The 12,497-nt window shown below is 63.0% G+C and carries 12 protein-coding genes; 8 read left to right on the top strand and 4 right to left on the bottom strand.

Annotation, left to right across the window (positions count from 1 at the left end):
* The first annotated feature begins 112 nt into the window (after positions 1–112).
* From fdhA to ACZ5J0_RS02205, 4 genes are all read left to right on the top strand, one after another.
* Positions 113–1,330 carry a formaldehyde dehydrogenase, glutathione-independent gene (gene fdhA / locus ACZ5J0_RS02220; protein WP_464094071.1) on the top strand — a complete coding sequence of 406 codons (1,218 nt, stop codon included), beginning with the start codon at positions 113–115 and terminating at the stop codon, positions 1,328–1,330.
* A 112-nt stretch (positions 1,331–1,442) separates the two neighbouring features.
* On the top strand, positions 1,443–2,672 hold the full coding sequence (locus ACZ5J0_RS02215; protein ID WP_464094070.1) for a molybdopterin molybdotransferase MoeA: 1,230 nt from the start codon (positions 1,443–1,445) through the stop codon (positions 2,670–2,672).
* A 164-nt stretch (positions 2,673–2,836) separates the two neighbouring features.
* Entirely contained in the window at positions 2,837–3,643 is an 807-nt protein-coding gene (locus ACZ5J0_RS02210) for an IclR family transcriptional regulator (protein WP_464094069.1), read from the top strand.
* Positions 3,644–3,947: 304 nt separating this feature from the next.
* Entirely contained in the window at positions 3,948–5,888 is a 1,941-nt protein-coding gene (locus ACZ5J0_RS02205; protein WP_238703271.1) for a BCCT family transporter, read from the top strand.
* Between the two features lie 88 nt (positions 5,889–5,976).
* On the opposite strand, the gene ACZ5J0_RS02200 is transcribed toward ACZ5J0_RS02205, so the two are convergent.
* Positions 5,977–6,657 carry a fasciclin domain-containing protein gene (locus tag ACZ5J0_RS02200; RefSeq protein WP_142936905.1) on the bottom strand — a complete coding sequence of 227 codons (681 nt, stop codon included), beginning with the start codon at positions 6,655–6,657 and terminating at the stop codon, positions 5,977–5,979.
* Between the two features lie 208 nt (positions 6,658–6,865).
* Here ACZ5J0_RS02200 and ACZ5J0_RS02195 point away from each other — a divergent pair, with 208 nt between their 5' ends.
* Positions 6,866–7,438, top strand: coding sequence for an N-acetyltransferase family protein (locus ACZ5J0_RS02195; protein ID WP_464094068.1), 573 nt, complete (start codon positions 6,866–6,868; stop codon positions 7,436–7,438).
* 62 nt (positions 7,439–7,500) lie between these two features.
* Here the strand turns inward: ACZ5J0_RS02195 and ACZ5J0_RS02190 are convergent, their stop codons facing one another.
* Positions 7,501–8,274: an IclR family transcriptional regulator gene (locus ACZ5J0_RS02190; protein ID WP_223941602.1), complete on the bottom strand. Its 774-nt coding sequence runs from the start codon at positions 8,272–8,274 to the stop codon at positions 7,501–7,503.
* A gap of 179 nt (positions 8,275–8,453) precedes the next feature.
* On the opposite strand from ACZ5J0_RS02190, the gene ACZ5J0_RS02185 reads away from it, so the two are divergent.
* From ACZ5J0_RS02185 to ACZ5J0_RS02175, 3 genes are read left to right on the top strand one after another with little or no spacing between them, the layout of a single operon-like run.
* On the top strand, positions 8,454–9,185 hold the full coding sequence (locus tag ACZ5J0_RS02185; RefSeq protein ID WP_464094067.1) for a CoA transferase subunit A: 732 nt from the start codon (positions 8,454–8,456) through the stop codon (positions 9,183–9,185).
* A 19-nt stretch (positions 9,186–9,204) separates the two neighbouring features.
* A complete protein-coding gene (locus ACZ5J0_RS02180) occupies positions 9,205–9,900 on the top strand; it encodes a CoA transferase subunit B (protein ID WP_464094066.1) in 696 nt (231 codons plus the stop codon).
* Positions 9,897–11,111, top strand: a complete 1,215-nt coding sequence (locus ACZ5J0_RS02175) for an acetyl-CoA acetyltransferase (RefSeq protein ID WP_464094065.1) — start codon at positions 9,897–9,899, stop codon at positions 11,109–11,111. Before ACZ5J0_RS02180 ends, ACZ5J0_RS02175 begins: the two co-directional genes overlap by 4 nt.
* On the opposite strand, the gene ACZ5J0_RS02170 is transcribed toward ACZ5J0_RS02175, so the two are convergent.
* Both ACZ5J0_RS02170 and ACZ5J0_RS02165 read right to left on the bottom strand, forming a co-directional pair.
* Entirely contained in the window at positions 11,112–11,873 is a 762-nt protein-coding gene (locus tag ACZ5J0_RS02170; RefSeq protein WP_464094686.1) for an ankyrin repeat domain-containing protein, read from the bottom strand.
* A 32-nt stretch (positions 11,874–11,905) separates the two neighbouring features.
* Positions 11,906–12,478 carry a GlcG/HbpS family heme-binding protein gene (locus ACZ5J0_RS02165; RefSeq protein WP_464094064.1) on the bottom strand — a complete coding sequence of 191 codons (573 nt, stop codon included), beginning with the start codon at positions 12,476–12,478 and terminating at the stop codon, positions 11,906–11,908.
* Positions 12,479–12,497 lie beyond the last annotated feature (19 nt).

Below are 12,497 nucleotides of genomic sequence, written 5' to 3'. Positions count from 1 at the left end.
CCGTAATTGGTGCTTCGGTGCCTGAAACCTGGGGAGGTATTTCCTCATCGAAGCACCGTTTTCGGTCCATTGGGCAGCAATGTCAGTAACAGCCAAAGAATAGGGAGTGACCATGTCAGGAAACAGAGCAGTCGCCTACAAGGAACCCGGTGTCGTTGAGATCATCGACACTGACTACCCAACGTTTGAGCTCAAAGACGGACCAGGCGTCAACCCTGCCAACGTCGGAAGGAAAGTACCGCACGGCGCGATCCTCCGGACGGTGACCACCAACATCTGCGGTTCGGACCAGCACATGGTCCGCGGCCGCACCACGGCTCCGAAGGACCTGGTCCTCGGCCACGAAATCACCGGCGAGGTGGTGGAGGTGGGACCCGACGTCGAGTTCATCAAGGTAGGCGACATCGTCTCCGTGCCGTTCAACATCTCCTGTGGCCGCTGCCGGAACTGTAAGGAACAGAAGACCGGCATTTGCCTCAACGTCAACCCCGACCGCCCCGGCAGCGCCTACGGCTACGTTGACATGGGCGGATGGGTAGGCGGACAAGCAGAGTTCGTGCTGGTTCCCTACGCTGACTGGAACCTGCTGCGCTTCCCGGACCGCGATCAGGCCCTGGAAAAGATCATGGACTTGACCATGCTCTCGGACATTTTCCCCACCGGCTTCCACGGCGCGGTTACTGCCGGCGTGGGCGTAGGATCCACGGTTTACATCGCTGGTGCCGGGCCTGTGGGCCTTGCCGCCGCCGTCGGCGCCCAGTTGCTTGGCGCCGCCGTCGTGATTGTGGGCGACATGAACGAGGACCGGCTGGCGCAGGCGCGATCCTTCGGCTGCGAAACCGTCAACGTCTCCAACGGCGATCCCAAGGAGCAGATCGCACAGATCCTTGGAGTTCCGGAAGTGGATTGCGGCGTGGACGCTGTTGGCTTCGAAGCCCGCGGCCACGGCAAGGATGCCTCCCATGAAGCCCCGGCGACCGTGCTGAACTCCCTCATGGGCATCACCGCCGCCGGCGGCTCCCTGGGCATCCCGGGCCTCTACGTCACTGGCGATCCGGGTGGAATCGACGAGGCAGCCAAGCACGGCTCCCTCTCACTGTCCCTCGGTACCGGCTGGGCAAAGTCCCTGTCCTTCACCACCGGCCAGTGCCCCGTCATGAAGTACAACCGCCAGCTGATGATGGCCATCCTCCATGACAAGGTCCAGATCGCCAAGGCCGTCAACGCCAAGGCCATCCCGCTCGAGGACGCTCCGCGCGGCTACGCCGAGTTCGACGCCGGATCGGCAACAAAGTTCGTGCTGAACCCCAACGGCTACGTGAAGGGTTAATACAGTACGCATCAACTGATACCGGGGACTGCGCGGCACGCATTACGGGAAGGCCGTGCAGTCCCCGGTATCTGCGTTGGAACAGCAGCACTACCCCAGGAAGCGAAGAACCATGCTCACCCAAGAAAGAGCCGCCCCCGGCACCACCCATGTCCGGCGGCATGCGCCTACCTGGGCCGAAGCGCGGCAGCTGTCCTACACATGCGCCACGCCGCTACCCTCCGTGGCAGTTACCCTCCGCGAAGCAATCGGCGGCACGCTCACCAGCCCCGTCACCGCGCCACGAAATCTCCCGCACTATGCCTCATCTGCCATGGACGGTTGGGCAATTAACGGCGACGGCCCCTGGGAGTTAACCACGCCGGGTGGGCCGCTCTCCGCAGGTCAAGCCAGCGCTATCGCCACCGGAGGGCTCGTCCCTGCAGGTGCCACGTCCATTCTGCGCAAGGAGAGCGGCTGCGTCTCCGACGCCGGGCACCTCACCCTCAAACCCAATTCAACGCCCGACGAAACACTCCCCGGCCGTCACATTCGTCCGGCCGGAGAAGAAGCCACCACCGGCGACGTCCTCATACCCGCCGGCACCCTCCTCAACCCGGCACACATAGCCCTGGCCGCTGTAGCAGGCCACGATCACGTCCGGATACAACGCAAGCCGAGGGTCGCCGTCGTGCTTACCGGCTCCGAAGTAGTCACCTCAGGTGAGCCTGCACCGGGACAGGTCCGCGACGCCTTCGGTCCCCAATTGGATACTGTCATTTCGCAACTGGGCGGGGAGCCTCGCGGACAGCAAAGAATCGGCGACTCGTATCACGAGTGGATGGCGGCACTGAGTGGCGCTCCTGAAGGCTCACTTCCCGACGCCGAACGGCCGGACGTCACCATCACCACCGGCGGAACAGGGAAATCAGGCACGGACCATTTCCGCGACGCCGTTGCGGCGCTGGGCGGCAGGCTCTTACTGGACGGGATAGCCATGCGCCCGGGACATCCGGCAGTGCTGGCGGAATTTCCTGATGGTCGGTTCATCATGGGGCTTCCGGGGAACCCGCTGGCGGCCATGATGGCGCTGATGACCCTTGGCGAACCCCTGCTGGCTGCGCTGGGAAACAGGCCCCTCACTGAAGCCAGCCCCATGACGTCCGGGGCTGACATTGAACCGGACCCACGGCGAACACGGCTAATTCCTTGCACCGTAGTTCATGACCTGGTGTTCCCGGCCTCTCACACGGGTCCGGGAATGATGCGTGGGCTTGCCTGGGCACATGGATACATGGCAGTGCCTCCTGAAGGCGTGGCAGCCGGAGCGCCCGTGCCGGTGCTGCCGCTGCCCTGGACTTAGCCGGTCGCTGCCCATGGTGTGAGTCGAGGCCCGTGGTGTGAATGGGTCCGTGGTCCGAGTCGAGGCCCGTGGAAAACTCCGTCTAGGATGAGGAAAGACGAGGGTGCAGGCCGAACATGGCTACCGGCTTACGGCGGCCTGCTTGGACAATGACACGAGGCACCATGGCCGCAAACAACAACCCGGACCCTGACAAGGACGTGGACGCCCCAGGTGGCGGCGTGCAATCGGTGGACCGTGCGCTCCAGATCCTGGAAATCCTGGCCCGCGAAGGCGATGCCGGAGTGAGTGAAATCGCCGAGGAAATGGGCATCCACAAATCCACGGTGTCCCGGTTGGTGGGGTCCTTGGTCAGCCGTGAGATCGTCCGGCAGAACAGTGAACGCGGCAAGTATCAGTTGGGTTTCGGAATCCTCCGCCTCGCATCGTCCATTCCTGGCAGGCTCAGCGTGGTGCACGAGGCACGCCAGGTTTTGGAGTCGCTGGCCGCCGAATACAAGGAGACGGTCAACCTCGCCGTCCTGCGGTCAAACTACGCCGTCAACGTGGATCAGGCCATGGGGCCCTCAACGCTGGCCTCGTACGACTGGGTGGGAAGCCTGACGCCGCTGCACGCCACCTCCAGCGGCAAAGTCCTTCTTGCGGCGTTGACCGCCGATGAACGAGCCCAGGTTTTCAAGGCAGTGGGCCTGCCCGCACGGACGCCTCGAACTGTCACGAACCGCGGCGATCTGGAGAAGCAGCTGCTGGACGTGGCCCGGAACGGGTACGCCACAGTCCACGAAGAGTTTGAAATCGGCCTTACTGCCATTGCCGTGCCGATCTTCAACCACGCCGGCAGCGTCATAGCCGCCGTCAGCATTTCCGGGCCGTCGTTCCGCTTTTCTCCGGAGGAACAGCCCGGACTCATTGAGGGCCTTCGGGAGGCCGGCCTGACCATCAGCGCCCGCATGGGCTACAGGCACCGCTAGCCCTTCGGCCATAACCTCACAACCGTCCGGGGTGACTGCTACCGCGGCGCCATTCACGATGCGCAATTCGCAACGGAGCCCATGATACGCAACTCAGCTACTTCCAGCCAATTGATATATCAATCTGCTGTCAAAGAGCCAAAATCCCTTGACTTTGCATGTGACGGAGCGCACTCTGTTGCATAGCGCGGATGTTGTTGATTCCTGCGGAACACTCCGCGAAGCACCCCACCTCCCCACCAATCCATTAACCAAGGCCCGTAAGAAACGCAGCCTCATGACACGCCGAGCAAAGGACCCGCTCATGGCTATAAACAGTGACACAAAACCGCTGACACCCGAGGAATTACCTATCGACCCCGACACCACCTTGGCCGCGCTCAACGCTGAGGACGGAGGCGCAGAGGCACTTCCTGATTCCGCAGAACACGAACAGATCATGGAAGAGCTGCGCCACGCCAAGACCGAGCAGGCTGTTTCAGCCCGCCGGAACCGCAAACTTACCCTGGACAAAGTCACCTTCGGGATCACGGGCGCCATCGCCGTCGCCTTCGTGATCTGGGGCTTTGTGGGACGCGACAGCCTCTCCGATACCTCCAAAGGTGCCCTGAACTGGGTCATGGAGTACACAGGCTGGCTCTTCATGGTCCTCGCCTCCTTGTTCGTCGTCTTCGTCCTGTGGCTCGCCCTGGGCAAGTTCGGCAACATCCCACTGGGCAAGGATGGTGAGAAGCCCGAGTTCCGAACCGTCTCCTGGGTGGCCATGATGTTCGCCGCCGGCATGGGAATCGGACTCATGTTCTATGGTGTGGCCGAGCCGCTCTACCACTACATTTCGCCACCGCCGGGAACAGTGGACGGCCGCACACCGGCCGCAATCCAGACTGCGATGGCCACATCCATCTTCCACTGGACCCTGCACCCCTGGGCCATGTACGCAGTAGTTGGCATCGCCATGGCTTACGGCACCTACCGGCTGGGACGCAAGCAACTGGTCTCCGCAGCCTTCACCTCACTCTTTGGCATTCGCATGGTGGAGGGCCCCCTGGGCAAGTTCATCAACATCCTGGCCATCTTCGCCACGCTCTTCGGTACCGCAGCCTCACTGGGCCTCGGTGCCCTGCAGATCGGCAGCGGCATGACCTCCAACGGCTGGCTGGGTGAAATCGGCACTCCCGTGCTGGTGGTCATCGTTGCCATCCTGACGTTCTGCTTTGTGGCATCAGCAGTATCCGGCATCAGCCGCGGCATCCAATGGCTGTCCAACATCAACATGGTGCTGGCGGTAGTCCTGGCCCTCATTGTGTTTGTTGCAGGCCCCACCCTGTTTATCCTCAACCTGATTCCCTCGGCCGTTGGTGACTATGCCCGCGATCTGGCTGAAATGTCCTCACGCACCGAAGCCGTGGGAGACGACTCCCTGCGCAGCTGGATGACCAGCTGGACCATCTTCTACTGGGCATGGTGGATCTCCTGGACGCCCTTCGTAGGAATGTTCATCGCCCGCATCAGCCGTGGACGCACCATCCGCCAGTTCGTCACCGGCGTGCTGCTGGTGCCCAGCGTAGTTAGCGTGATCTGGTTCGGTATCTTCGGCGGCGCTGCCTTCCACGTTCAGCAGGAAGCGGACAAGGCCGGCACTCCCGGGCTGGTGACCATGGTGGACGGCGCTCCCTCCATCAACTTCGACGGCGCTCTCTTCGACCTCGTGAAGAACCTGGGGATGCCTGGCTGGCTGACCGCAGCCGTGATCGTCCTGGCCATGGTCCTGGTGGCGATCTTCTTCGTCACCGGCGCAGACGCTGCCTCCATTGTGATGGGATCCCTTAGCTCCAACGGTGCTGAGCACCCGCGGCGCGGAGTGGTGATCTTCTGGGGAAGCCTCACCGGCGCCGTGGCAGCAGTCATGCTGCTTGCCGGCGGCGACAAACCCTCGGAAGCATTGTCAGGCCTTCAACGAGTGACCATTGTGGCTGCCCTGCCATTCATCATCGTCATGCTGCTGCTCTGTTTCGCGCTGGTCAAGGACCTTCGGCGCGACCCCCTGCAGTTGCACAAGCGCTTGGCCACCTCGGTGGTGGAACGGGCCATCCGGACAGGCGTCGAGCAGCACGGCGGCGTTCAGTTCGACCTCGTCACCAGGCACGAGTGCGCTGAAAAGTGCACTGAGACCGAATGCGTCGGAGGAACAGGCACAGGCACCATCCCCTTGGTTGGCAAACCCGAGCAAGACACCAACAGATAGTCCCCAACACAACAAAGCAGGCGCCGGATTCCGGCGCCTGCTTTGTTGTTGGTATTGCTTTGTTGCTTGTGTTGCTAAGCCCTATGGCTTATTTGGGCATCAGCACCGAGTCGATCAGGTAAACCGTGGCGTTGGCGGTCTTTACGCCACCGCAGATCACGTTGGAAGCTCCGTCAACCGTGAGGGCATCCTTGGTGCCGGCAACCGTCACTTCGCCACCCTGAACAGTCTTGTGGGTGCCGACGATCTGGTCCGGGCTCAGCTGACCGGGGACTACGTGGTAGGTGAGAATCTTGCTCAGCAGGGCATCGTCCGTCTTGAGCGTCTCGATTGTTGCGGGGTCGATCTTCGCGAAAGCATCGTCAACGGGTGCGAAGACCGTGAATTCGCTGCCATTCAGGGTGGAAACAAGATCAACCTTGGGGTTGAGCTTGCCGGAAACAGCGGAGGTCAGTGTCTTGAGGAGCGGGTTGTTCGACGCTGCCACGGCTACCGGATCCAAGGCCATGCCGGCTACCGAACCGGCACCGTCCGGAACCTGTGCGGCGTAGCCGGCGCAGCCGGGGCCCACCAGGTTAGCGGCCGGATCCATGGCTGCGCTGCTCATGGGGGAGGAGGACGGCGACGGTGCCGCCATGGAGGTTTCCGGAGCAGCAGAGGAAGCTGCCGGGGTGCTGGTGGTGCTTGAACCACCACAGGCAGTAAGTCCGAGAAGGGCGGCTGCAGTGAGGCCAACGAAGGCGAGGGCGGGGCGCTTTGTGGACAACATGTCATTCTCCTTGTTTTTGGAACCAGGGCGTTGGATCCATTGGTTGGTGGGACGCGGGTTGCAGGTGCTGCTTTTGCTTCACTTGCGGTTTGTGTCTCACCAGCTATTCGGAGGGTGGGACGGGGTGGATGGGTCCGGATTGAAAAAGTTTTGAAATTTGTTCGGATAGGCAGAACGCAGGCCCACCGCGGGTGACAGGATGGTCCGCATGGCTATCGAGGTTCGCCCCGCAACGGTGTTCGATGACGTGAAGACGATGGTGGGGCCCAAGAGCCCCGATTCCAACGTGTGCTGGTGCCTGAGCTACAGGATCCCGTCGAAACTGAACCAGGAGCTCCAGAAACAGGAGCGCGGGAAGTTCGTGAAGAAGCTGGTGGCCGAGGATCCTCCTCCCGGCGTTTTGGCGTACGACGGCGACCAAGTAGTGGGGTGGGCAGCGGTCCACCCTCGCGCGGACACCACTTTCGCGAAGAACCGAAAGATCCCCCACGTGGACGAAACCAACGTGTGGTCCGTGTGGTGCATTCGGGTGCGCCCCGGACATCGGGGCAAGGGGATCTCCCACGAGCTGCTTCGCGGGGCAATCGACTTCGCCAAGAGCCACGGCGCGCCCGCCATTGAGGGTTATCCCGTGGATAACAAGGGCTCCAAAGTGGACCTGACCATGGCCTACGTGGGCACCCGCAGATTATTCGAGAAGGCTGGCTTCAAGAAGGTGACCGAGACGACGTCGGTCCTTAATGGCTTCCCACGAGTCCTGATGCGCCTGGACCTCACCTAACCCACCCCAACTAGGTAGCAGCACAGCGCGTTTTGAGCGCTCAAAACGCGCACAAATGCGACTCAGTTGGGTCCGGTGGCCTGCAACCGCGCGCTCATTCGGTGTGCTTCCTCGAGCAGAAGCTTGCCAAGGAAATCCTGGCGGTCCGGGCGGAACCTGGGTTCGATTCCCGTCAAGGACAGAGCCCACGCCGGCCGTCCCTGCTGGTCGAATACGGCAGCACCCATGCCCCAGCTACCTTCAAGGATTAGCCCGGGATTGACGGAGTAACCGGTCAGCCGGGTCTGTTCCAGGTTTCGCCGCACCACCTCTGCAGGATGTCCCACGGCGAACTCCCCGGCATGCGCTGGCCACTCCCCCAATAGGAGTTCCTGCTCATCGGGAGGCAGGAAAGCCATGATCGCCGTCCCCGCTGATGCCACTCCCAACGGAAAGCGCACGCCTTCGTGCAGCACGAAGGACCGTACCGGGAAAGAACCTTCCTCGCGCAGCACGCACACTGTTTCGTTTCCACGTCGGATGGAAAAGAAGGCGCTCTCCCCTGTCTCGGCAGCCAACCGGCGCAGCGACGGCCGAGCAATGTCCTCCATGGGGAAACGCGCAGCAGCCACCGAACCCAGCAGAAAGATCTCCGGCCCCAGAACCCACTTTCCAGAGCCCGAGTCGTGTTCCAGCAATCCCTCAGCAGCCAGCGACGTCAGCAGCCGGTGCACTGTTGGCCGGGTCAACCCGGACTCACGTACCAAGCCAGCCAATGACGTGCCTTCGGGCTTCCGTCCCACCAGCCGCAGCAGCAGGGCTACCCGGCCCACCACTTGCGCTCCCTGAACCACCATGAGACCCCCTCAAGAAGAAATCATCCACAATATGGACAGCTTTCAGTGTACCGTCCACACCCTGAGTCTCCTCCCACAGTGACGATTGACCGTCCCGCCCAGCAAAACTAGGCTCCTTCTCGAGAGACAGCACAGTCCACAAAGTGGATCACTGAAACGAACTCAAAGAGGAGCCCAGCATGGCCAAGATCCAATCAAGCGCAGCCCAAGCGCTCCATGACCTGATGGCAGACGGCCTGACCATCGCCGTCGGAGGTTTTGGCTTGAGCGGCATCCCCGCCGACCTGATCGACGCCGTCCGCGAGTCGGGCGCCAAGGACCTCACCATCGTCTCGAACAACATGGGTGTGGATGGCAAGGGCCTGGGCGTGCTGATCGAGGCTGGCCAGGTCCGCAAAGTCATTGCTTCCTACGTGGGCGAGAACAAGCTCTTCGCTGAGCAATACCTGGCTGGCCAACTCGAAGTCGAGTTCACGCCGCAGGGCACACTGGCTGAACGTCTCCGCGCAGGCGGTGCCGGCATTCCCGCTTTCTACACGCGCACCGGCGTGGGCACCTTGGTTGCCGAAGGCAAGCCGCTGGAAGAGTTCGACGGCGTAACTTACGTCCGCGAGCGCGCCATCACCGCCGACGTCGCGCTGGTTCATGCGCACACCGCGGACACGGACGGGAACCTGATCTACCGCTACACGGCGCGGAACTTCAACCCTGTGGTGGCCACGGCAGGCACAGTGACCATCGCCGAGGCGGAGATCATTGTGCAGCCGGGCGAGCTGGACCCCAACCACATCGTCACCCCGGGCGTCTACGTCCAGCGGCTTGTCCAGGCAACCAACCGGGTCAAGGACATCGAGCAGCGAACAGTCCGCCAACGCCCGGAAGCACAGCGCGCTGAAGCACTGACGGTCTAAAGCAAAGGAGCACATCACCATGGCATGGACACGTGACCAGATGGCCGCCATCGCGGCCGAAGAATTGAACGACGGCGACTACGTCAACCTCGGCATCGGCATCCCCACGCTGGTGGCCAACAACCTGCCCCACGGCGTGCGGGTGGTCCTCCAGAGCGAGAACGGCCTGCTTGGAATGGGCCCCTTCCCCTATGAGGGCGAAGAAGACGCGGACCTCATCAACGCCGGCAAGCAGACCGTCACCATTACCCCCGGTGGCAGCATTTTCGACTCCGCTACCTCGTTCGGCATGATCCGCGGCGGGCACGTGAAGGTGGCCATCCTGGGCGCCATGCAGGTGTCCGGCAGCGGCGACCTTGCCAACTGGACCATCCCCGGCAAGATGGTCAAGGGTATGGGCGGCGCCATGGATTTGGTGGCCGGGACACCGCGGGTGGTGGTCCTCACCGAGCACAATGCCAAGGACGGTTCGGCCAAGATCGTCACCGAATGCACACTCCCCCTGACGGGACTCAAGTGCGTGGACAGGATCATCACGGACCTGGCCGTTTTCGACATCGTGCCTGACGCTGAAACGCACGACGGCGGCACGCGCCTGCTGCTGACACGTCTCGCCCCGGGCGTCACCGTGGAAGAGCTCCGCGAAAAGACCGAGGCCGGGTTCGCGGTAGCGCTCGAGTCTGAGGAACACACGCTTGAAGGAGCCAACGCATGAGCCTGAAAGACCAGTTCGGCAAAGACATCCTGCTCACCGGTTGGGGGCACAGCAAGTTCGGGAAACTGAGCGATGAGACATTGGAGTCGCTGATCGTCCAGGTTGCCGGCGAAGCCATCAGCAACTCCGGCCTGGACCCCAAGGACATCGACGAGATCTACCTTGGACAGTTCAACTCGGGCATGCAGCCTCTGGGATTCACGTCGTCGCTGGCACTCCAGTTGTCTGCGGACCTGGCCAACGTCCCCGCAACGCGCACTGAGAATGCTTGCGCCTCCGGATCGGCCGCGTTCCAGCAGGGCGTCAAGGCCGTCCTCGCCGGAACTGCCCGGAACGTCCTGGTGATCGGGGCCGAGAAAATGACCGACGCTGGCGCGGACGTCGTGGGAGCAGCCCTCCTCGGTGCTTCGTACGAGATGGCCGGCAAAGCGTCCTCCACCGGGTTCACGGGCCTGTTCGCGGAGGTGGCCAAGCACTACGGCAAGCGTTACGGCGCTGGAATCAGCGGCCCGGGTTTTGAGAACGGCCTCAGCGATGTCCTTGGCTCCATCGCCGCCAAGAACCACCACAACGGCATGGACAACCCGTACGCCCAGATGCACCGGGACTTCGGCGTGGAGTTCTGCCGCACCGTCTCTGAGAAGAATCCCATGGTGGCCGAGCCTCTGCGTCGCACTGACTGTTCGCCGGTCTCGGACGGCGCTGCCGCCGTCGTGCTTTCTACGTCGGTTACCGGCGGCGCAACTGCACCTGTGCGTCTTGCTGGTTTCGGTCATGCCAACGACTTTTTCCCGGCGGAGAAGCGCGACCCCACCGAGTTCGCCGCCACCCGAGCCTCGTGGGAGCGCGCCTTCACCATGGCGGGCGTGGGCATTGAGGATCTGGACTTCGCCGAGGTGCACGACTGCTTCACCATCGCCGAGCTCATTATGTACGAGGCCATGGGTCTCACTCCGCGAGGCGAGGGCGCGCGTGCCATCCAGGAAGGCTGGGTTTATAAGGACGGCAAGCTGCCCGTCAACGTCTCCGGCGGACTCAAGGCGAAGGGCCACCCGGTGGGTGCCACTGGCGTGTCGCAGCACGTTATTGCCGCGATGCAGCTCAGCGGGACCGCGGGCGACATGCAACTAGCGAACGCCCGCCGCGGAGCTGTGCAGAACATGGGCGGCGTGGGCATCGCCAACTACGTGAGCGTGCTGGAAGCGCTGTAGCTAGCGCGCCCGGATCAGCGCCGCGATCTCCGTGAATCCGAGCCGCTCTGCGTTCTGCAGGGCGGTTCGGCCTTGGGGGTCGCGGATGTCCGGGTTGGCTCCGGCTGCCAGGAGTTGCCGGACCACGTCCTGCTGATTCGGACCGCCATTGTTGAGCAGGATGGCTTCCTGCATGGCGGTCCAGCCCAGGTTGTTGACGTGGTCCACGGGCACACCCGCCGCGATCAGGATCCGCACGGTGTCCGTGTGCCCATGCTCGCTCGCCGGGATCAGGGCCGTGCCGCCGTACCTGTTGATGCTGCGAACGTCCGCTCCCGCAGCCAGCGTCAGTTGCAGGACCTCGTTGAAGCCCTCAGCACCGGCATAGAGGAACGCGGAGTCCTGGATGTCGTCCTTGGCGTTGACGTTGCCGCCAGCCGCGATCAGTTCGCGCACCCTCGCAGCGTCGTTGGCTTTCGCGGCAAGGATCAGGAGTCGGTCAGTTTCCAGTTGGGCCTCCGGTGACAGTTCCGTTGATTGTTGAGCCGGTACAGCAGCCGACGACGACGGGACGGGACTTACGCTCGACGGCGCGGCTTGAGTGGGGGCTGATTGAGTCGGCGCCGGGCTGGAAGGCGCGGCCGGGCTGGAAGGCGCGGCCGGGCTGGAAGGCGGGGACGCCGCCGTCGTACATCCGGACAGCAGCCCGAGCACCAGCACGCCCGCCCCCACCACCCGCGTTTTTGTACAGATAACGCCCCTAAAACGCTCCCATAAGGGCATCATCTGTACAAAAACTCCAAGGGGGTTCATGGCTACTTCGCTGCCACGGCCAAGGCATCAGCGCCGGCGGTTGCGCAGGCTTCGTCGAGGGCGCCGTCGGGTGCACCGCCCACACCGATCCCGGCAACGGAAACACCGTTGACCTTCAACGGAACGCCGCCGGCCAGGAACAGTGTGCCTGGGAGGTCGGCGATGGACGGGCCGTTACCGTTGATGCGCTTTGCGAGTTCGCTGGTGGGAGCACCGAAAGCTGCGGCCGTGTAGGCCTTCTGCTTGGCGGCCTCGATGGTGTGCTCGGCGGCGTTGTCCCCGCGGAGGAGTGCCTGGACGGTACCGAAGCGGTCAACCAGGGCAACAGTCACGAACGGCAGCTTGTCCGCCTGGCACCTGGCAAGCGCAGCGTTGACGGCAGCGCTTGAGGCGCCCACGGAGATGCGGTTCTGGGCTACAACGTTCTCCGGTGCCGGTTGAACTTCTGCGGCAACTTTCACGGGCGCGGCGGGTGCGGCGGCTGGTGACACGGCGTTGGCCACAGCAGTGACACCGCCGGTGAGCAGCAATGCTCCGGCAGCGGCGGCGGCAATCATCTTGTTGGACTTCTTCACAAGGTTCTCCTGGTAGTTG

The organism is Arthrobacter sp. DualSoilB13 (assembly GCF_055389195.1).
This window is presented reverse-complemented; position numbering and strand designations above follow the sequence as displayed.